Genomic DNA, 19,967 nt, shown 5'->3' with positions numbered 1-19,967 from the left:
TCGCGATCGGTGGCATCACCGCCGACAACCTGGATCAGGTGTTGGAGGCCGGCGCCCGCCGAGTGGCCGTCGGCCGCGCGATCACCGCCGCGGCCGATCCCGCCGCGGCCGCGCGAACGTTCGGTGACCGGCTCCGCGCCGCCTGGGGTGACGAGTTCGAGGCGTTCACGCTGGACGCCCTGCGTTAGCCAACTCGCTGGTCGAGCTTGTCGAGACCCGGAACGAGGACTGCGGAGAGATCCCGGCGTCCGCCGGGATGACGGCTACGCCGGGATGACGATTACGCCGTCCGGCTGGTCGACAGCTCGGCGAGCCGGTGCAACGCGGTGACCGCCTCGGTGCGCAGCGGGGCGTCGTCCAGGGCGGCCAGGGCACGGTCGAGGTCGTCGGCGATCCGTTGCTCGGTGGCCGCCAGCGCGCCGGAGGTGACGATGATCTCTTGGGCGGTGGCGATGTCGGCGGCGTCCAGTTCGGGGCTGCCCAGCAGTCCGGTGAGCCGCTCCTTCGCCGTCTCGGACGCCAGCTGCAGCGCGTGCGCGACCAGCACCGTCCGTTTGCCCTCGCGCAGGTCGTCACCGGCCGGCTTGCCGGTGACGTCCGGTTCGCCGAAGACACCCAACACGTCGTCGCGGAACTGGAAGGCGCGGCCCAGCGGCGAGCCGTAGGCCTCCAGCGCGTCCAGTGCCGCGGCCGACCCGCCGGCCAGCGCGGCGCCGATCTGCAGCGGCCGGATCACCGTATACCGGGAGGTCTTGAACTCGACCACCCTCGGCACCACGTCCATCAGGTCGATGCTGCCGATCGGCTCGGCCTGGGCAACTACATCGAGGAACTGGCCGCAGGTCACTTCGGTGCGGACGGCGTCCAGCAGCGGCAGGCCGCGGCGCAGCGCCTCACCCGACAGCCCGGACGCGGTGAACAGCTCCATCGACCAGACCAGCAGCAGGTCGCCGAGCAGGATCGCGCCGGCCCGTCCGAACGCCTCGGCCGAGCCGGTCAGGCCGTGCTCGGCGTGCCAGGTCTCGAACTGGCGGTGTGCCGCCGGCAGCCCGCGACGGACGTCGGAGGCGTCCATCACGTCGTCGTGCATCAGCGCCGAGACGTGCAGCAGGTCGAGGCTGGCCGCTGCCCGCAGCAGGGCGTCCGGATCGGTGGTTTCCTCGACCGCCTGGTAGCCCCACCAGCAGAACGCGGGCCGCAGCCGCTTGCCGCCGGCGGTGAAGGCGAGCGCCAGCTCGCTGAGCAGCCCGGCTCGCTCGCCGATGCCGGCCAGCCGCTCGGACTGGCCGGCGATGAAGCTTCGCAGGGCGTCGCCGACGGCTCCTCGGAAGGGTGTGCCGATCGGGTCTTCCGCAGCGAAGAGGGCCATGCCCCGAGCCTAACCGGACGGGCCGTCCGGCGCCTGTCCGGGAGGTCGCAGACGGCCGCCGCCCGGCATGGACCCCGGGCCGGGTCCGGAATCGGATCGGTAGGGTTGTCGCTCGTGTCCCCCAACCCTGCCGCCGCCGGGCAACGCAGCATCACCGAGCTGCTTGCCGACCCCGAGCGCCCCACGTTCAGCTTCGAGTTCTTCCCGCCCGCGGACGAGGCCGGGATGGACGTGCTGCGGCAGACGATCGTGGACCTCGATCATGTCGGGCCCGACTGGCTGTCGGTGACCTACGGCGCCTCCGGTGCGACCCGGGACCGGACGATCTCGGCGACGGAGTTCATCAAGACCCAGACCCAGGCGCAGACCGTCGGGCACCTGACCTGTGCCAGCCAGTCCGTGGATCAGCTGCTGGAGACCCTGAGCTCGTACCGGGCGGTCGACGTCAAGTACATCCTGGCGATCCGCGGTGACATGCCGGGCGGGCCGACGGTGCCCTGGGTGCGGCACCCGCAGGGCCTGGCCAACGCCACCGAGCTGGTGCGGCTGATCGCCGACAACTTCGACTTCGGCATCGGGGTGGCCGCCTTCCCCGACCTGCACCCCGAGAACCGGGACGCCGATCTCGACGCCCGGCTGCTGCTCGCCAAGCAGGAGGCAGGGGCCGGCTTCGCGGTCACCCAGCTGTTCTTCGACGCCGACGCCTACTTCCGGCTGGTCGACCGGGTGCGGGCGATCGGCTGCACGCTGCCGATCGTGGCCGGCATTCAGCCGGTCACCAACCTGGCCCAGATCAACCGGTTCGCGGCACTGTCCGGCGCGGAGCTGCCGGAACGGGTGACCAGCCGGCTGCATGCGGTCGGTGACGACCCGGCGGCGGTGCGAGCCGTGGGCGTGGAGATCGCCACCGAACTGAGCGCCGACCTGCTGCGCGGCGGCGCGCCCGGTCTGCAGTTCTTCACCCTGAACCGGTCGCGGGCTACCTCAGCGATTCTCGCCAATCTCCGCCGGCTGGGTCTGGATCGACGCACACCAGCCGCTGTGTCGGACGGGTGAGCGCCACGTAGAGCACCCGGACGCCGCCCGGCGACTCGGCGACGATGTCGTCCGGCGCGACCACGATCACCCCGTCGTACTCCAGGCCCTTGGCCTGCAGCGGCGTCACCACCACCAGCCGCGGCTCGGCGAGCGGCGCCAGCACGGCGCGGACGGCGTCCAGCCGGGACGGGGGAGCGATCACCCCGACGGTGCCCGGCAGCTCCGCCAGCAGAGCGGCGGCGCGGTCGGCGACCAGGCCGGTCAGCCCGTCGGCGCTGGTGGCCAGCAGTTCCGGCTCGACACCGGTGTGCCGGACGGCCTCCGGCAGGTCGGCACTCGGGAAGCCGCGCCGGACCACGTCCGCGGCCAGCGCGAACACCTCGGCCGGCGAGCGGTAGTTGACGCTCAGCCGGAACGACCGGTGCGGTGCGTGGCCGATCAGTTCGGCGATCACCTGGTCGGTCTCGGCCGGGTCGGGCCAGCTGCTCTGAGCCGGGTCGCCGACGATCGTCCAGGACGCGTGCGCGCCGCGGCGGCGCAGCATCCGCCATTGCATCGGGGTGATGTCCTGCGCCTCGTCGACCAGTAGATGCGCGTACTCGGTGTGCGCTTCGTCGTCGGGGTCGTCGACGACCTGCCGGGACAGCCGGTCGGCGACGGTGACCAGTTCGGCCGCCTCGGCACCCTCGATGAACACCGGGTCTTCGGCGTCCGGCTCGGCCGGCACCGGGCCGAGCAGGGCGGCCAGCTCATCGAGCAGCGCGATGTCGGCCACCGACCAGGCCTCGTGGTGGAACGACTCGGTGAGGATGCGTTGCTCGTCGGCGTCCAGCAGGCCGACCGACACCCGTCGGGTGACCGCCGGGTCATCCAGCCGGCGCAGCACCTCGGTGGGGCTGAGGGTGGGCCACCAGGCGTTGATGAACATCCGCCACTGCGCGCTGGAGGTGATCAGGTCGTCGATGGTCTCGCGGTCGAGCTCCAGTTCCTCGGGCACCTGGTCGGCGAGCTGGGAGAGCAGCGCCTTCTCGGCCGCCTCGCGGGCCCGGTTCACCTTGTGCCGCGACAGCACCTCGCGGCGCAGCCGGTCGAGTGCGGCGGCGTCCAGGCCGACCGGCTCACCCTTCACGGTGAGCAGCAGCCGGGCACCCTGTGGACCGGGATCGACCAGCGGTAGGTCGACCAGCCGCTTCAGCAGCGGCGCCATTCGCAGCGAGCCCTTGATGCCGGCCGCGGCGGCGGCGTCGTTGCGGTCGGCGGAGAAGCCGAGCACATCCGACGCGACCGCGCCGATCGAGCGCAGGGTCACCGAATCCTCGCCGAGCGAGGGCAGCACCCGCTCGATGTAGCTCATGAACAGCGCCGACGGGCCGACCACCAGAATGCCGCCGCGTTCGAAGCGGCGCCGGTTGGAGTACAGCAGGTAGGCGGCGCGGTGCAGCGCCACCACCGTCTTGCCGGTGCCGGGACCACCCGAGATCACCGTCACCCCGCGGGCATCGGCGCGGATCGCCTCGTCCTGCTCGGCCTGGATGGTGGCGACGATGTCGCGCATGTGCGTGCCGCGGGCCCGCTGCAGCGATGCCATCAGGGCACCCTCGCCGATCACCACCAGGTCGCCGGCGTCGGCGGCGTCCAGTAGGTCGTCCTCGATGCCGATCACCCGGTCGTTGCGGCAGCGCAGCACCCGGCGGCGGGTGACGTCCATCGGGTCGGACGGGGTGGCCCGGTAGAACGGCTCGGCCGCCCGGGCCCGCCAGTCGATCACCAGCGGTTCGTACTCTTCGTCACGGACGCCGATCCGGCCGATGTAGCGGATCTCGCTGTCGCTTAGGTCGAGCCGGCCGAACACCAGTCCCTCGTGTTCGGCATCGAGCACGGCCAGGCGTTTCGCGGCCTGGAAGGCGAAGGCGTCCCGCTCGAACATGGCGGTGCCGTCCTCTTCGCGCATCCAGGTGCCCCGGTCGGAGGCGTAGATCGACCGACTGGCGTTGGCCGTTCGCCGTGCGGCGAGGGCGGCCTTCCCGAGTTGGGCATAGACGAGATCGACGTGGGCCTGCTCGATGGCGAGTTCGCGGTCGAGAGCCGAGACTGGCTGGGTCAAGAAACCTCCTGCTTGCCGTTTTTGCCAGACCTACCATTTTACGCCGATCGGGTTGGCAGTCCAACGCCGGCGCGACGAACCGTCCGGCGCCGGTCGGAAGCGGGTGATTCCACCGGGGCGGCAGCTACTTCACAGTGCGCCACGAGCGTTCGAACGGCAGCCGCCAGGCATGCGGGGCGATCAGCTGATGGATCGAGTTCGGCCCCCAGCTCCCCCGTGGATAGGGCTTGACGGCCGGCGGGTCGGCCAGCATCGGTATCGAGCGCTCCCAGAGGCTCTCGATGCCCTCAGCGGTGGTGAACAGGGTGCGGTCACCGCGCATCGCGTCCAGGATCAGCCGCTCGTACGCCTCGAGGACGTCGTCGGCGCGGTCCGTATCGTGCGTCGAGAATTGCATCGAAAGCTTGTCCAGCTTCATTCCCGGGCCGGGCCGCTTGCCGTAATAGGACAGCGATACCCGGGATTCGTCCGCGAGATCGAAGGTGAGGTGGTCTGGGCCGGCCGAGCCCACCCCGGAGTTCGGCGGGAACATGGTGCGGGGCGCCTCTTGGAAAGCGATCGAAATGATCCGCTGGCCCTCGGCCAGTTGCTTCCCGGTCCGCAGATAGAACGGGACGCCGGCCCAGCGCCAGTTGTCGAGGTGGCAGCGCAGCGCGATGAACGTCTCGGTGTCGGAGTCTCGGGCCACCCCGGGGAGCTCGCGGTAGCCGCTGAACTGGCCGCGCACCACGTCGGTGGGCAAGATCGGCAGCAGCGCGCGGAAGACCTTGTTCTTCTCCTCGCTGATGGACGCCGGATCGAGGGCCGTCGGCGGCTCCATGGCCACGAAGGCCATCACCTGGAACAAGTGGGTGACCACCATGTCCTTGTACGCCCCGGTCGATTCGTAGAAGCCGGCGCGTTGATCGAGGCCGAGTGTTTCGGGCACGTCGATCTGGATGTGATCGATGAAGTTGCGGTTCCAGATCGGTTCGAACAGGCCATTCGCGAAACGCAGCGCGAGTACGTTCTGGGCGGCTTCCTTGCCAAGGAAGTGATCGATCCGGAACACGTCGTTCTCGTCGAAGACCTCGTGCACCTGCCGGTTGAGATCGACCGCCGAATCCAGGTCGGTGCCGAACGGTTTCTCCATGATCACCCGCGCCCGGTCGACCAGTTTCGCCCGGTCGAGCATGCCGATGACGTTGAGGGCCGCAGCCGGCGGGACACTCAGGTAGTGCAGGCGCCGGCAGCCCTCACCGAGCTGCTCCTCGGCGGACTTCACCGCTGCGGCCAGTGCCTTCGGACCCGCCGATGTCGATACGTAATGCAGGGTGGAGGCGAAGGCCTGCCATTCGTCGTCGGGCATCGGATGCTTCCCGAAGTCGTCGACCGCCTGCTTGGCGAACGCTCGGAAGTCGTCATCGGACATCTCGTCCAGCGAAGAGGCCACCACCATCATCTCTGGCGCGAGATGCGAACTGGCCAGCCGGGCAAGCCCGGGGATCAGTTTTCGCCGGGAGAGGTCGCCGGTGCCGCCGAAAAGCACGACGACATGTGGAGAAGTCGTCTCCCCTTCCTTCCGGTAGGGGCGCGCCGACGGCGCCGGATAGGCAATTGTTTGTGCCTCAGAACTCGCCATTCAGGCAGTTTCGCACTATCTCGAGCGGCGCCGGAAGAGCTGAGAAGGACATTCGACGGACCAGCGATCTATTTGGTTGGATCCGGCGTGGACAACCAGGCGCAGACCATCTCGGTCAGGTCGTCGATCGCGGTGTTCAGCGATTCCTCGGTGTCCATCCGGACGCCGAAGGTGGCCTCGATGGTGGGCCGGTTGGTGACCCGGAACAGCGCGATCGCGCTCATCTGCAGGTGCAGATCGACCGCCGCGACGTCACGGACGAAGCTGCCGTCGGCGCGGCCGCGGGCCAGGATGTCGGCCAGGGTCTGCAGGATCGGCAGGTTGGTCCCGGCCTGCCGGGGCGACTGCCGCAGATGCATCGCGTCCAGGGCGTTCTCGGAGGCGACCAGCCGGGCCAGTTCGGGGTGCGCGGCATGCCAGCGCAGGGTGTGGTCGATGAGCCGGGCGAGAGCTTCGCGGGGCGGCAGGCCGCTCAGGTCGAGTGCCTTCTCAGCTGCCCGGATGTCGGCGTAGGCGCGTTCCAGGACGGCGGTGAACAGGCCGTCCTTGTCGCCGAAGTAGTAGTAGATCATCCGCTTGGTGGTGGAACTCTTGGCGGCGATCTCGTCGACCCGGGCGCCGAAGTAGCCGATCCGGGCGAACTCGGCGGTGGCCACGTCGAGCAGCTCGGCCTTGGAGCGCTTCGCGCTGCGGGTCTTGCGTGGACCTGTGCTGCCCGGTTCGGATCCGGGTGGGGTCGCTGGCTCGGCCGACATGGGCGTCACTGTAGCGCCGTGCCGAGGCCCGGCGGCGGGTCGGTCAGCGCCGCTGCCGCAGCACCAGGAACAGGTTGATCACGCCCGAGAGGGCGCCGACGCCGACGAAGAGCCAGCCGAACAGCTGGGCGGAGCCGACCCCGGACGTCACCATGTACCAACCGGCGAACAGCAGCAGGACGGCCATCGCCAGGCCGACCCCGGGCCGTGTGGTCGGTTTCATGTAGAACTCCTCACCGGGTGGGCAGCCGGTCGTGGCTGCCCACCCAGACTACGGAAGGGACGGCGGTCAGGCCGCTGCCTTGGCCGCCTTGGCTGCCTTCGCGTCGGCGATGGCGGCGTTGCGCAGCCGGTGGTACTCGGCCTCGGGAACCGGCTGAGCGCCGGGAACACCCAGGTCGTCACCGTGCAACCGGTAGGTCTCCGGCGACTTCCAGGCCGCGATGGAGGCGATCACGCACAGCACCAGGGTCAGCGTGCCGACCGTCATCACCACGTTGGTCGAGCCGGGCGGTGCCACGATCGGGAACACCAGCACCATGGCCGAGGAGGCGACGGTGCCCAGGTTCTGGGCGATCGCCATCGAGCTGACCCGGGTCTTGGTCGGGAACAGCTCGGGGTAGAAGGCCGGGAACACGGCGTTGTAGCCCTGGTACACCGCACCCCACATGACCAGCGAGAACACGATCGCCAGCGTCACGTTCGCCTGGCTGATCGACCACAGGTAGCCGTACGACATCAGGCCGCACAGCACCGGTGCCCAGATCATCAGCGGACGCCGTCCGATCTTGTCGGACAGGTTGCCGACCAGCGGAATCACCACACAGGCCACCACGTTGCCGAGCAGCGGGATCCACAGGTAGACGTCGGCGTGGAAGCCGATGCCGTAGTCCTTGTTGGTGGCGTAGGTGGCACCGAAGATCGAGGTGGTCACCGCGATGATGTTGGTCAGCGCCATGCAGAACACCCGGCCGATGGCGCCCGGGTTCTCCCGGAAGGCCTGCCGGATCGGGGACTCGGCGACCTTGCCCTCTTCCTGTTCCTCCTGGAAGGCCGGCGTCTCGTCCACCTTGCGGCGGATCAGGTAGCCGGCGACCACGACGCCCGCGCTGAGCGCGAACGGAACCCGCCAGCCCCAGCTGTGGAAGGCCTCGTCGGAGAGGTAGTGCGCCAGCGGCAGGAAGACCGCGGCGGCCAGGATCTGGCCGAACTGGGTGCCCTGCAGGGTGAAGCTGCCGAAGTAGCCACGACGTCCGAACGGGGCGTGCTCGAGGATCATCGAGCTGGCGCCCGAGATCTCGCCGGCGACGGCGAAACCCTGGACCAGACGCAGCGCCATCAGCATGGCGGGCGCCAGGATGCCGACCTGCTGATAGGTGGGCAACACCGCGACCAGCATGGTCGAGATGCCCATCAGCAGCATGCAGAGCACCAGCACGTTCTTGCGGCCGTGCTTATCGCCCCAGGCGCCGAGCACGAAGGCACCGATCGGACGGGCGACGTAGCCGACCACGTAGGTGCCGAGCGCGCCGATGATCGCCATCCGCGGGTCTTTGTTGTCGAACATGATCGTCGGGAAGATCAGGGCGGCGGCCTGGGCGTAGATGAAGAAGTCGTAGTACTCCAGGGCACTACCGATCCAGCCGCTGGCTGTGGCCTTTCCGGTTTGTTTCTCGTGGTGGGTTGTAGTGGACATGAGAACCTCTCGTTCAGGGGCCCGAGGGCCGGTGAACGCATCACCTTCGATGCGTAGCCGGTGAACGTCCGAGGTAGTGGACGGCCCCACCGGAGAGTGGGGTCAGGCAACCATTGCCCGTACCCGAGCGTGCATTCGCGGGGCGTCGGGTGTGACTCCCGTGAACAGCTCGAACGCCCGGACGGCCTGTTCGGCCGCCATTCCGGCGCCATCAACGGTCCGGCACCCGGCATCGCGGGCCCGGACCAGAAGTTCGGTTTGGATGGGGAAGTAGACGATCTCCGAGACCCACAGGTCGGGCCGCAGCAGGTCGCCGTCGATCGCGCAACCCGGGTGGGTCGCCATGCCGACCGGGGTGGCGTTGACCACTCCTTCGGCGCCGGCCACCGAGCGGGCCAGGTCGACGCCGACCTGCACCCGTTCGGGGCCGAAGATGCCCTGCATCCGCTCCACCAACGCGGCCGCGCGTGCCGTGTTGATGTCGTGGACGATCAGTAGCGGGGTGCCGAGATCGAGGGTCGCGTAGGCGACCGCCGCCCCTGCCCCGCCGGCGCCCAGCTGGACGACGGTGCGGCGGCAGGCGTCCGGAAGGGCGTCGTGGAACGGCTTCTGGTAGCCGCACCAGTCGGTGTTGTGGCCGATCGCCCGGCCGTCGCGGAACACCACGGTGTTCACCGCGCCGAGGGCGCCGGCCCGGTCGGAGAGCTCGTCCAGGCTGGGAATGATGGCCTGCTTGAACGGATGGGTGACGTTGAACCCGGAGAAGCCGGACGTCCGGGCCCAGTCGAGCACCGCGGGAAGGTCGGCGGCGGTGATGCCCCATTCGAGGCTGTCCAGGATCCGGTAGGACAGCCACATGCCCTGCTCGCGGCCCTCGTACTCGTGCAGCGCAGGGGTCCGGGAGGCGCCGATGCCCTCGCCGAGCAGGAACAGCCGGTGGATGGCCGGACGGGCCCCGCGCGCCCAGCCCGCGACGGACGCGCTGACGTTCGGACGCCGGTCGGCGTCCGGCGCGGGCCAGGGGGCGCCGGTCTCGGGATCGGGCATGCGGGACAGCAGCGCCTGGTCGAGGCGCGGCCCGATCGAGCCGGTTCCGGTCATCGTGTGGCCTCTCGTTGGGTGACGCCCGCTCGGGCGAGGTAGGCGCGGGAGGTCTCCAGGCAGCGCCGGGCATGGCCCTCGGCGCCGAAGCGTGCCTCATCGGGAGCACTGGGGATCTCCACCGAGTAGACCATCGGTGGCAGTGCCCGCAGCACCGCCGCCGGATCGGTGCCACCCTCGCCGAGGTAGTTGCGTCCGGCACGGATGATCCTGGCCATCTCGTCCCGCTCGGCCGGGATCTCGCCCGGTGCGTCGCAGATCTGGACGAACTCGAACCACTCCCTTGGCAGGGTCGCCAGATCGTCCACCGATTCGTGGGAGCGGTGGAAGTGGTGCAGGTCGATCATCAGCCGGGCGTTCGGCTCGTCGACCTGGCGGAGCACGTCGACCGCGTCCGCCATGGTGGTGACGGTGCCGAGCGCCAGCCATTCCAGGTTCACCGTGAGACCGTACTGGGCGGCGAGTCGGCAGAGCCGTCCGAACGCGTCGACGGTGTAGCCACGATCGGAACTCCAGATGCTCGACAGCACATGGCGGGCGCCGATCTCGGCGCCGACCGCGAGTTCAGGTTCGTAGCTGCCCGGATCGACATCGTCGGCGATCCGGGCAAGTTCGATGTCGTGCACCGGCAGGCCGGTCTCGGCCAGCGCCGCCCTGGTGGCCCGCAGCAGTGCCGGGTTCCGCGCCAGCGAGTGGTCCATGCCCGGCAGCCCGTCGCAGATCAGCCGCGGGCTGACGAAGTCGTAACCGGTGCGGGCGGCGATCCGGACGAGTTCGGGCGTCGGCGTGTCGATGATCGTCAGGTGCCCCAGCGAATACTGCTGGGCCTGCGGTTCGACGGTGGCTGCGGCGGTCATGATCGGTGCTTACGAGGTGGCCGCGTGGTGAATGCCGGCGCCGGGGGAGTAGATGTCCATGATGTTCCAGTGCCCCGACGTGGGGGTCGGCGCGTTGATCATCGACACGTCGATCACCACCGGGACACTTCCTGCGATGGCCTTGGCCAGGGCCGGCTTGAACTCATCCGCGCTGGTCAGCGTGACACCCTCGACGCCGTAGGCGCGGGCGATGGCTCCGAAGTCGGTCGTCACCGGGCCGTCCGCGTTCTCGAAGACGGTGCCGTAGGTGGTGTCGAAGTGCGCCTTCTCGAGCCCGGCGATGGTGCCGAACGCGTTGTTGTTCATCACCACCCAGACCGCCGCGATGCCTTTCTCGCGGGCGGTGTAGAGCAGGCTCGGGTTGGCGCCGAAGCCGCCGTCGCCGACCAGCGAGACCACCACCTTCTCGGGGCAGGCGATCTTGGCGCCGAGCGCGGCGGGGGCGCCGAAACCCATGGTGGCGAAGCCGCCGGGGGTGAACACCGAGCCGGGGGTGAGGATGTCCATCTGCTGGGCCATCCCGTTCTTGTTCCAGCCCACGTCGGTGGTGATGATCGCGTCGGCGGGCAGCACCTCGCGGACCTCGGCGAGGATCCGTTCCGGACGCATCGGCCAGGCATCGCTGGACACCGCGTCGGCGTTGCGCGAGCGGAAGTCGTCGCGCTGCCGCTTGATCTCGGCCAGCAGCTCGGGGCGGCGCACGCCGTCCGGGGCGAGTCGCTTGGCGGCTTCGACCAGTGCCGCGATGGCCGGCTTCAGGTCGGCGACGGCGGCTACCTGCAGCGGGTAGTTGCGGCCCAGCTCCTCGGGGTCGATGTCGATCTGCATCAACTTCGTCTCGGGGATGCGGAAGGTGTATTTCTCTTCCCACGACGAGCTGTCGGCCTCGGCGAAGGTGACGCCCAGGGCCAGGATCCAGTCGGCGTTGCGGGTCGAGGCGTTGACGAACTCGGTGCCCCAGAAGCCGGTCATGCCGAGCACGCACGGGTTGTCGTCGGCCACCGCGCCCTTGCCCATCAGGCTGTGGCTGACCGGGATCTGCAGGTGATCGACCAGTGCGGCCAGCTCGTCGGCGGCGTCGGCCAGCACGATGCCGCCGCCGACGTGCAGCAGCGGACGCTCGGCGGCCAGCAGGTTGGTCACGATCTGCTCGGCGACCGCCGGGTCGAGGCCGGGCTTGGCCAGTTCGGTGGTGCCGGACATCGCCTTGTCGAACGTCGCGACGTCCACCTCGGCGGAGAAGATGTCCATCGGCACGCTGACCAGGACGGGGCCGGGACGTCCGCTCTCGGCGAGCCGGAACGCCTTGTCGATGATCTCGGCGAACAGGTGCGCCGACTCCACCCGCCAGGCCCGCTTCACGAACGGCCGGTAGATCTCGTGCTGCGCGCCGTCGGCGTGCAGGTTGACCTCCTGGTGCGGGTGTTTGCCGTAGTAGTGCGAGGGAATGTCACCGGCGATGACCACCATCGGCACCGAGTCGAGGGCGGCGTTGGCGACCCCGGTGGCGGCGTTGGTGAGGCCCGGGCCGAGGTGGGAGAGCACCACCGAAGCGCGGTTGGTGGCCCGGGCGTAGCCGTCGGCGGCATGTGCGGCCAGCTGCTCGTGCCGGGTGTTGACGAACTCGATGCTGTCGGACTTCGACAGCGCCGCGAGCACCGCGATGTTTGTGTGCCCGCACAACCCGAAGACATGCTTCACGTCGCGGTACTCGAGGTAGCGGACGAGCTGGTGCGAGATCAGGTCGGTGGTCATCGGTGACTCCTGGGTTCGGTGCTCAGGCGGATTCGGTGTCGGCGGGGTCGGACGGCGCGGCCCCGGGCAGGTCGCGGCGCGGTTCGCCGGTGTAGCGGTAGGGGATCTTCGGTGTCATCGGGCCCTTGATCCGGCCGCCCTGGTTGGTCTGCTCCCAGGCGTGGGCGAGGATGCCGACCGAGCGGGACAGGATGAAGATGCCGCGGCCCAGCTCGGGGGCGAAGCCGAGTTCGGAGTAGATCACCGCGGTGGCGCCGTCGATGTTCATCGGCACCCGGCGGCTGCGTCCGGCCGAGATGGCCTCTTCGACGGCGCGTCCGATGGTGGCGAACCGGCCGCTGACTTCGCCCTTCGCAGCCAGGTCGTCGACCAGGCCGAGCAGTCGCGGCGCCCGGGGATCGAGCGGATGGAAGCGATGCCCGAAGCCCGGCGCGTATTTGATGCCGCGCTCGTTCCAGCGCGCCCAGACGGTGCTGGCTGCCGCGACGGCGTCCGCCTCGGCGAGCGGGGCGTCCGGGCCGTGACCCTGGTCGGTGAGCTCAGCGTCGATGTCGCGGTACAGCTCCATGCACTGCTGCCCGGCGCCGCCGTGCACGTCGTCCAGCACGTTGATCGCCGACGCCATCGCCCCGTTCAGCGGCAGCCCGCAGGTCACCGACATCCGGCTGATCGCGATCGACGGCGCATGCGGGCCGTGATCGACGGACGCCACCAGCGCGGCCTCCAGCAGGGACGCCTGGTCGGCGCTGGGCAGGTCACCGCGCAGCATCAGCCAGATCATCTGCGGGAAGCTGATCCGGCCGATCAACTGCTCAATCGGGTAGCCCCGGACGCCGATCTGGCCGGGGTGGATGTCGATGATGTCGGTCGACCACCAATTGTGGGCGGCCTCCACCAACTCCTCGGGGGACTGGGTCATCGGTGGGCCTCAGGCGTCCGCGGGCTCGAGGGCCGGGTCGTAGAAGTCGCCGAACAGCTCCTCGTCACTGGGCTTGTCCTCGGGGATCGGACGGGCCACCCAGGTGGTGTTCAGGTAGTGCTTGAGGTGCACGTTCTCGCTGGTCACGTTGCCGCCCCAGGTGCCGCAACCCATCGACGAGGTCATCGGCATGCCGTTGTTGAACGCGCCCGCGTTGGCCTTCGACTGCGGCTGGCGGACCATGATCCGGGACACCGGCGCGGCCAGGCCGAGGCGGTGGATGTGGTCGTCGTCGTGGGAGTAGATGCCGCAGGAGTGGCCCTTGCCGCCCACCTCGTAGACGGCGCGCATCGCGTCCAGGGCGTTCTCGAATTCGCCTTCGTAATGGTGCACGGTGAGCAGCGTGGTCAGCTTCTCGCGCGAGAACGGGAACTCGTCGCCGATGCCGTCGCCCTTCACGAACAGGAAGGTGGTGCCCTCGGGGACCTCGAAGCCGGCGTGCCTGGCCAGCTCGGCCGGGGCGATCGCGACGGTGTCGGGCAGCCGGTGCGCCTCGTCGTCCCACATCACCGTGGCCAGCGCTGCGCGCTGCTCGCCTTCGGCGAGGTAGCCGCCCTCGGCCTGCAGCGCGGCGATCATGTCGTCCCAGATCGACTCGTGGATGATCAGGTTGCCGTCGGCAGAGCAGCCGGAGCCGAAGTCGGAGGTCTTGGAGATCCGGGTGTTGCGGGCGGCGATGTCGACGTCGGCGGTCTCGTCGATGATCATCGTCGAGTTGCCGGCGCCGACCCCGTAGGCGGGGGTGCCGGAGCTGTAGGCGGCGCGCACCATCGGCTGGCCGCCGGTCGCGATGACCAGGTCGGACGCCGCCATCAGCGCCTGCGACATGGCCACGCTGGGCTGGGTGATGCACTGCAGGATGTCGGCGGGGGCGCCCTCACGCTCCAGCGCCTCGCGCATCAGCCGGACGGTCTCGAAGGTGGTCTTCTTCGACCGCGGGTGCGGGGAGAAGATCACCACGTCGCGGGCCTTGATCGCGTAGATCGCGTTGCCGGCCGGGGTCAGATCGGGGTTCGTGGTGGGCACGATGCAGCCGATCAGGCCGACCGGCTTGCCGTACTTGACCAGGCCCTTCGCCTCGTCGGTCTCGATGATGCCGACGCTGGGCTGGCGCAGCGCGTCGCGCAGCACGCCGCGGATCTTCATCCGCTTGCCCATCCGGCTGACCGGGTCGCCCAGGCCGGATTCCTCGATGCCCTCGTGCACCAGCCGGGTGAAGGTCACCTTGTTGGCCACCGCCCAGGCGATCGCCTGGCAGAGCCGGTCGACCTTCGCCTGGTCGTAGGTCTCGATGATCTTCTGCGCGGCGCGGGCCTTGGCCAGCAGGTCGTTGAGCTCTTGCTCCTGCTCCGGGCGGAGGGGTTTCGGTTGGCTCGTCGTCGATGCCATCAGTGCGTCTCCCGAGTGTGAATCGCGATGTCGTGGGCATCAGTATGCAGACAAAATCGCCATTTGTGAACCATCTGGTTAGTTAAGAAGGTGCTGATCCGTGTGGAGGGTTCTGAGTGTGGTCCGGTGTCGGGGTGGGATCCGGTGGCTCTCGGAGCGGCTTCCCGGCCCCTGGGTCGGCCTGTTGGGGCTCCGGTCTGGGCACGTCTGCCGTCTGTGCTGGCTGGGGAAACGATGATCGATCGTGTCCCGGCTGCGGCGCACCCCGCGGGCGGTTCTGTACCCCCGGGCCCTGCGCCGAGTGAACGCGACATGGGGCCGGCTGCAGGTTCTTGACGAGGCCAGTGACGGCTCCCAGGACGCTCTGGGCGCCTTAACTCTGGGTCGGGAGCCTGACATCAGCGGGTGTCCCTGGTGCCGGCGGGGAGTCGCTCTTGGCGCCATCGGGACAGGCTCCGCGCGCCGGTCAGGTGCGGCGCGTGCTGTGCATAATGCGGCCATTGGGCACTAGGCAGCGAGTTGGAGAATCCGCCTGATCGGTGACTGCGGGCAGTATGCGTCATGGAACTACCGTCAGTGCGCACCACCAAGGTGCTGTGCAACTCGGGGTTGTACATTCTTCCTTTCTGCTGCCGACGAGGTCGATTGCCATCCGAGGCCCATCCCGGTGCGCACGGAGTCCGCGGCAGCTTCATTGGTCGGAATTGATATCTCCGACTATGCGCGTGGTCGAAACCGTCCGACTACTCCCGTGGCCGGAATCGTTGATGACATCGTGGTCGTTGGTGTTTGTCCACAAATCGTGGTGGAATCACCTCGGGCATTCCATCGGTTGAGATGCGGATCTCCCATTGCAACCCGGAAGCTCGTTTCCGGTCGGGTTCCAACAGATTGTGGTGATGCTTGCACAACAAACACAGATTCGACAGTGAGGTTGACCCACCTTGAGCCCAGGGGGTGATGTGGTGCGCGTCGCAGTCAGCCGCCGGCCGATCACACCCGGGAAACACGCAACCCTGGTCACGGACATGAAGGGCGTGACGGATATCGGGAGTGACGAGGCGTTGTGCGCGCCCCACGTCGAGCACCCCGGAGGGGCCGCCCAGGATCACGGGCAGGATGCCGGCGTCGCAGGCGTATTGGCGTAGCTGGCCGGCGGTCAGCTGGGTGCCGTCGGCTAGACCGGCACCGTGGCGGTCGCCGAGCAGATCGTCGTAGTTGATCAGGATTGTCATGTGGGGTCGATCGCCACCGTGCTTGGGAGCGTCGCGGTGGATCGCGACGCGGCGGGCCAACTCGACCAGGGCGTCGGCGCGGCGTTGCGGCCAGGTGGGTTGCGGCACGCCTGGATCGCGTAGTTCCAGGGCGGTGCGGTGCATCTGCTGGGCGAGTGCTTCGATCTGGGCTTTGATCAGCGCCGCGTCCGCGCTCGGCAGGCTGCCTTTGATGGTGGTGGATCCATGCCCGTCGTCGGCAAAGTTGAGATGCCGGGCTTGTTGGGCGTCGCGTAGTTCGCGTTCCTGCCGTTTCGCTTCCGCTTCCTCGGCCACCTCGGGGGCCACCAGATCCAGCAGGTAGCGTGACAGACCGCCCAGTTCGTAACTGTCGAACTCGTCACAGTGGGTGACCATCGTCGCCTGTGCCTTCGCCTCAGCTTCGACACCCAGATCGCTAGGCAGCTTCTTCAACACCTTCGTGACCGCTTGGGCTTGCCGATCGTTCGCCCGCCCGTCACGCAACGCATCTCCGAGTTGGATGAACCGGTGCAAATCAGCGGCGTGGTGCACCATCGCGGACGCCTGGCCACGCGTGTACCGCAACTCTGCCGCCAACCAGCTGACCGTGGGGACACCGTGGGCGGTCATGGCTGCCTCGGCCCGGTCGACCTGCCCGAGCACGGTGTGCAGCACACCTGATAGCCGGGACTGCGCCGTCAATAGATCAGCGACCAGATCCAGCTGTTTCCGATCGGTCAACAAGGCAATAGTGTCGTAGTCGAGGTGATCGAGCAGCCCGGTGATCACGGTGGCGAAATCCGCCACCGCCGTCCCGACCTCTACCTCGATACTCATACCTTTGACCCTAAGCGTCGCCACTGACACTTTTCACGACCAGCTGGGGCGGGAATGAATCCCGTAGCCAGACTGATCGACTGATTCATGAAAACCAGGCTAAAGGCCGTCACTGACAGTTTTCGGCCCTCGCGTCCTGGCCCACAAGATTCGGTAGAACTGACAACACCTCGTCATTTGTGACAACACTTGTGACAACACCATTTCGCTGGATGAAGGTTGCGGAAATCAAACAGGTATGAGGCGTCCGGACGCTAGTTCGGCCGAACAGCCCAAGGGCCAGCACCAGAGCCACCCAGCCGAACGTCCACGCCACCGTCATGGATGCCCTATCGGGCGGACGGACCGGTCGTCCAACCGTCATCCCGGGCTTGACCCGGGATCTCGGCCGCACTCGTGTCGTTCGGAGATCCCGGCGTCCGCCGGGATGACGGGCCGGGTGCAGTGCAGAAGGGGGTTTCGACAAGCTCAACCAGCGGCGGTGACAAGCTCAACCGGCGGGGGCGACGAGCGCAGTCGGCGGTGGGGCACAGGCTCAACCGGCGGCTGTGCTGAAGAGGACGCCGTCGGCTTGCAGCGACTCGATCTCGGACGGCGTGAAGCCCAACTCGGCGGCGATCTCGGCGTTGTGCTGGCCCAGGTCGGGTGCGACCTCGGTGATGGTGGTGTCGCAGTCGGAGAACCGGAACGGCAGGTTCGGCAGTCGCAGCGTGCCGTAGCGGGGATGCTGCTGCTCGATCACCATGCCGCGGGCCTGGATCTGCGGATCGTCCAGCACCTCGTCGATCCGCTGCACCTTGGCGCAGGGCACGTCGGCGGCGTCCAGTTGGGCGAGCACCTCGGCGACGCCACGCGCGGCCACCCAGTAGCGCACCCCGGAGAGGATCTCCTCGCGGTGCGCATTGCGGCCTGACAAGGTGTGGAACCGGGTGTCGGTGCCGAAACCGGCCGGTCCGCCGGAGGCTTCCAGCAGGTCGGCGAAGCGGCGCCAGCTGTCGTCTTGCTGGGCGGCGATGACCAGGTCACCGTCGGCGGCCCGGAAGACGCCGTACAGGGTGGAGGCCGGCATGTCGTGGCCGGTCTGCTCGGGCAGCACGCCGCCGATCGTCCAGTTCTGCACCGCGTACTCGTGCATCGAGAACAGGGTGTCGTACAGCGCCAGGTCGATGTGTTGACCGCGTCCGCTGCGCACCCGGCCGAGCAGCGCGGCGGTGATCGCGGCCACCGCGTGGCTGCCGGTGTACATGTCGCCGAGCGAGATCCGCAGCAGCGGGGGTGGTTCGCCGGGCGTCCCGACCATCGCCATGATGCCGCTCTTGGCTTCGGCGATCAGTCCGAAGCCGGGGCGATGGGCGTCCGGGCCGGTGTGGCCGTAGGCCGAGATCGAGCAGTAGACCAGGCCCGGATTGCGGGCCGACAGGTCGGCATAGCCGAGGCCGGCGCGGTCGAGCGCGCCCGGCCGGTAGTTCTCGACGAAGACGTCGGCGGAGTCGCACAGTCTGTGCATCAGGTCGCGGCCGCGAGGGTCCTTCACGTTTACGCTGAGGCCGCGTTTGCCCATGTTGAGCTGCAGGAAGTAGCCGCTCTGCCGCTCGTCGAGCACCGTGGCGTGCTGCCGTCCGGCGTCGCCGGTGCCGGGCCGTTCCACCTTGATCACGTCGGCGCCGAGCGCGGCCAGGCAACGTCCGACGTAGGGGCCGGCCAGGAAGTGGCTGTAGTCGACGACCCGAATTCCGTCGAGCGGGCGGCCCTGCATCAGTTCGCTCCCGAGCCTGGACGGCGCGGCACCATCAACCGGTGCTCGCCGCGCTGCACCACCTCGCCGCGCTGGTTGATCAGCTCGGTCGGCAACACCACGATGCCCCAGTCCGGACGGCTCCGGCTGGCCCGCATGCTGCCCACCCGAAAGACCACGTGCAGCACGTCGTCCACCCGGATCGGCAGCCGGAAGTCCCACGTCCAGCCCAGCGACATGCCGGGCAGAAACCGATAGTCGGACTGGGTTTTCAGGCCGTCGGCGAGGGCCAGCCCGAACAGTCCGTGGGCGACGATGCCGCCGAAGTGGCTGGCCGCCGCGTATTCCTCGTCGACGTGCACCGGGGTGTGGTCGCCGGTCAGGTCGGCATAGGCCAGGATGCGTTCCCTGGTCACCGTGTAGGTCGGGCTGCGACACTCGTCACCCTCGCGGGCATCGTCCCAATAGCGCTCGACGATCGTCATGGTCAGGCCTCCGCTCGCGGGTCGATGGCCAGCGCCTGGGCCACGGACGCTGCAGGCGCGGCCTGCATCAGTTCCAGTCGCAGCCCGTCGGGGAGTTGCAGCCAGTTGCGTCCCTTGGGTAGTTCGATCACGTTGAACCGGTGCGCCGCAGCGAGTGCGGCGTCCAGGTTTTCGCACATCAGGCCGAGGTGGGCCAGCCGTCCCTCGGGTGCGTTGTGGTCGGGGTCGTGGATGAGCTGGATGCCGCCGACCGTCCAGTACTGGCGTGGTGCTGCCGGGTCGCCGTCCACCTCGCGGCAGCCCATGCCGAAGACCTCGGCGAAGAACCGAATGTGCCAGCCGATGTCGCGCACCGTGATCGCTGTGTGTTCCAGATAGGCGGTGGCAGCGGTCATGCCACGGTCTCCCTTCGCTTGTCGGAGTTGGCTCGTTCCAGGCCTTTGACCAGGGCGACCAGGGTGTTGTTCACCGGTGTGGGCACCCCGTACCGCTTACCGATCCGCACCACGGCGCCGTTGATCACGTCGATCTCGGTGGGCCGTCCGCTCTCCAGGCTCTGCAGCATCGAGGTCTTGAAGCTCGCCGGCAGCCCCGCGGTGGCCTGCCCCCAGACCTGATCCAGATCGGTCGTCGACAGTCGGACGCCGGCCGCGGCAGCCACCGCCATCGCTTCGGCGACGGCGTCCGAAGCGGTGGCAAGCAGCAACGGCTGCCCACTGAGTTGGCCGTAGGTCAGCCCGGTGAGGGCCGCGATCGCGCCGGTGGCCACGTTGATCAGCAGCTTCTCCCAGCGAGTGGACGCCATGTCGTCACTGACAGAGGTGGGCAGCCCGGCATTGTTCAGCAGCGTGGCGATGGTGTGGGTCCGCGGTGTGCCAGGCCCGTCCACCTCGCCGATCCAGGTCTGCCGGGTCGCCGTCCCGGTGCGGATGTGGCCCGGTCCGAGCAGCACCCCGCCGACCAGGGTGCTGCCCAGCAGGACATGTTCGC

The 19,967-nt window shown here is 68.7% G+C and carries 17 protein-coding genes and 1 pseudogene; 2 read left to right on the top strand and 16 right to left on the bottom strand.

From position 1 onward, the window contains the following. Positions 1–188: pseudogene (locus QM624_RS05240) on the top strand (hypothetical protein); the annotation flags it as partial. Between the two features lie 92 nt (positions 189–280). On the opposite strand, the gene QM624_RS05235 reads toward QM624_RS05240, so the two are convergent. Next, positions 281–1,369, bottom strand: coding sequence for a polyprenyl synthetase family protein (locus tag QM624_RS05235; RefSeq protein ID WP_415089462.1), 1,089 nt, complete (start codon positions 1,367–1,369; stop codon positions 281–283). 114 nt (positions 1,370–1,483) lie between these two features. On the opposite strand from QM624_RS05235, the gene QM624_RS05230 reads away from it, so the two are divergent. Further along, a complete protein-coding gene (locus QM624_RS05230) occupies positions 1,484–2,425 on the top strand; it encodes a methylenetetrahydrofolate reductase (protein WP_415089460.1) in 942 nt (313 codons plus the stop codon). Here QM624_RS05230 and QM624_RS05225 read toward each other — a convergent pair. From QM624_RS05225 to QM624_RS05155, 15 genes are all read right to left on the bottom strand, one after another. Beyond that, positions 2,349–4,511, bottom strand: coding sequence for a HelD family protein (locus tag QM624_RS05225; RefSeq protein ID WP_415089458.1), 2,163 nt, complete (start codon positions 4,509–4,511; stop codon positions 2,349–2,351). The two genes, QM624_RS05230 and QM624_RS05225, sit on opposite strands and share 77 nt — an antisense overlap. 124 nt (positions 4,512–4,635) lie before the next feature. Then, positions 4,636–6,132, bottom strand: a complete 1,497-nt coding sequence (gene zwf, locus QM624_RS05220) for a glucose-6-phosphate dehydrogenase (RefSeq protein WP_415089456.1) — start codon at positions 6,130–6,132, stop codon at positions 4,636–4,638. Positions 6,133–6,200: 68 nt separating this feature from the next. Then, entirely contained in the window at positions 6,201–6,887 is a 687-nt protein-coding gene (locus QM624_RS05215) for a TetR/AcrR family transcriptional regulator (RefSeq protein ID WP_415089454.1), read from the bottom strand. Between the two features lie 43 nt (positions 6,888–6,930). Next, positions 6,931–7,110 carry a hypothetical protein gene (locus tag QM624_RS05210; protein WP_415089452.1) on the bottom strand — a complete coding sequence of 60 codons (180 nt, stop codon included), beginning with the start codon at positions 7,108–7,110 and terminating at the stop codon, positions 6,931–6,933. Between the two features lie 66 nt (positions 7,111–7,176). Next, positions 7,177–8,583 carry an MFS transporter gene (locus tag QM624_RS05205; RefSeq protein ID WP_415089450.1) on the bottom strand — a complete coding sequence of 469 codons (1,407 nt, stop codon included), beginning with the start codon at positions 8,581–8,583 and terminating at the stop codon, positions 7,177–7,179. A gap of 102 nt (positions 8,584–8,685) precedes the next feature. Then, the gene (locus tag QM624_RS05200; RefSeq protein WP_415089448.1) at positions 8,686–9,684 is read right to left on the bottom strand and encodes a shikimate dehydrogenase; all 999 of its coding nucleotides are present in this window, start codon (positions 9,682–9,684) and stop codon (positions 8,686–8,688) included. After that, the gene (locus QM624_RS05195; RefSeq protein WP_415089446.1) at positions 9,681–10,541 is read right to left on the bottom strand and encodes a sugar phosphate isomerase/epimerase family protein; all 861 of its coding nucleotides are present in this window, start codon (positions 10,539–10,541) and stop codon (positions 9,681–9,683) included. The genes QM624_RS05200 and QM624_RS05195 overlap by 4 nt, the downstream gene beginning before the upstream one ends. A 9-nt stretch (positions 10,542–10,550) precedes the next feature. After that, positions 10,551–12,317, bottom strand: a complete 1,767-nt coding sequence (locus QM624_RS05190; protein ID WP_415089444.1) for a thiamine pyrophosphate-binding protein — start codon at positions 12,315–12,317, stop codon at positions 10,551–10,553. A 22-nt stretch (positions 12,318–12,339) separates the two neighbouring features. Further along, complete coding sequence (locus QM624_RS05185) at positions 12,340–13,236, bottom strand: citryl-CoA lyase (RefSeq protein ID WP_415089442.1); 897 nt, start codon at positions 13,234–13,236, stop codon at positions 12,340–12,342. 9 nt (positions 13,237–13,245) lie between these two features. Further along, on the bottom strand, positions 13,246–14,685 hold the full coding sequence (locus QM624_RS05180; protein ID WP_415089440.1) for an aldehyde dehydrogenase family protein: 1,440 nt from the start codon (positions 14,683–14,685) through the stop codon (positions 13,246–13,248). Positions 14,686–15,428: 743 nt separating this feature from the next. Continuing rightward, positions 15,429–16,757, bottom strand: coding sequence for a DUF222 domain-containing protein (locus QM624_RS05175; RefSeq protein WP_415089438.1), 1,329 nt, complete (start codon positions 16,755–16,757; stop codon positions 15,429–15,431). Positions 16,758–17,292: 535 nt separating this feature from the next. Then, entirely contained in the window at positions 17,293–18,513 is a 1,221-nt protein-coding gene (locus tag QM624_RS05170) for a CaiB/BaiF CoA transferase family protein (protein WP_415089436.1), read from the bottom strand. Next, positions 18,513–18,977 (bottom strand): MaoC family dehydratase, encoded by a 465-nt coding sequence (locus QM624_RS05165; RefSeq protein WP_415089434.1) that lies wholly within the window; start codon positions 18,975–18,977, stop codon positions 18,513–18,515. Before QM624_RS05165 ends, QM624_RS05170 begins: the two co-directional genes overlap by 1 nt. 2 nt (positions 18,978–18,979) lie before the next feature. After that, on the bottom strand, positions 18,980–19,372 hold the full coding sequence (locus QM624_RS05160) for a VOC family protein (RefSeq protein ID WP_415089431.1): 393 nt from the start codon (positions 19,370–19,372) through the stop codon (positions 18,980–18,982). Continuing rightward, a partial coding sequence (locus QM624_RS05155) for a ketopantoate reductase family protein (protein WP_415089429.1) occupies positions 19,369–19,967 on the bottom strand: 599 nt, incomplete at its 5' end. The genes QM624_RS05155 and QM624_RS05160, both read right to left, overlap by 4 nt.

Source organism: Micropruina sp., assembly GCF_047606365.1.
GTDB lineage: Bacteria > Actinomycetota > Actinomycetes > Propionibacteriales > Propionibacteriaceae > Micropruina.
This window is presented reverse-complemented; position numbering and strand designations above follow the sequence as displayed.

What these genes read in the sequence shown, in the direction of transcription:
- QM624_RS05235 (WP_415089462.1), bottom strand. Translation starts at nt 1,369, where the DNA reads ATGGCCCTCTTCGCTGCGGAAGACCCGATCGGCACACCCTTCCGAGGA.
- zwf (WP_415089456.1), bottom strand. Translation starts at nt 6,132, where the DNA reads ATGGCGAGTTCTGAGGCACAAACAATTGCCTATCCGGCGCCGTCGGCG.
- QM624_RS05215 (WP_415089454.1), bottom strand. Translation starts at nt 6,887, where the DNA reads ATGTCGGCCGAGCCAGCGACCCCACCCGGATCCGAACCGGGCAGCACA.
- QM624_RS05210 (WP_415089452.1), bottom strand. Translation starts at nt 7,110, where the DNA reads ATGAAACCGACCACACGGCCCGGGGTCGGCCTGGCGATGGCCGTCCTG.
- QM624_RS05205 (WP_415089450.1), bottom strand. Translation starts at nt 8,583, where the DNA reads ATGTCCACTACAACCCACCACGAGAAACAAACCGGAAAGGCCACAGCC.
- QM624_RS05200 (WP_415089448.1), bottom strand. Translation starts at nt 9,684, where the DNA reads ATGACCGGAACCGGCTCGATCGGGCCGCGCCTCGACCAGGCGCTGCTG.
- QM624_RS05195 (WP_415089446.1), bottom strand. Translation starts at nt 10,541, where the DNA reads ATGACCGCCGCAGCCACCGTCGAACCGCAGGCCCAGCAGTATTCGCTG.
- QM624_RS05190 (WP_415089444.1), bottom strand. Translation starts at nt 12,317, where the DNA reads ATGACCACCGACCTGATCTCGCACCAGCTCGTCCGCTACCTCGAGTAC.
- QM624_RS05185 (WP_415089442.1), bottom strand. Translation starts at nt 13,236, where the DNA reads ATGACCCAGTCCCCCGAGGAGTTGGTGGAGGCCGCCCACAATTGGTGG.
- QM624_RS05180 (WP_415089440.1), bottom strand. Translation starts at nt 14,685, where the DNA reads ATGGCATCGACGACGAGCCAACCGAAACCCCTCCGCCCGGAGCAGGAG.
- QM624_RS05175 (WP_415089438.1), bottom strand. Translation starts at nt 16,757, where the DNA reads ATGAGTATCGAGGTAGAGGTCGGGACGGCGGTGGCGGATTTCGCCACC.
- QM624_RS05170 (WP_415089436.1), bottom strand. Translation starts at nt 18,513, where the DNA reads ATGCAGGGCCGCCCGCTCGACGGAATTCGGGTCGTCGACTACAGCCAC.
- QM624_RS05165 (WP_415089434.1), bottom strand. Translation starts at nt 18,977, where the DNA reads ATGACGATCGTCGAGCGCTATTGGGACGATGCCCGCGAGGGTGACGAG.
- QM624_RS05160 (WP_415089431.1), bottom strand. Translation starts at nt 19,372, where the DNA reads ATGACCGCTGCCACCGCCTATCTGGAACACACAGCGATCACGGTGCGC.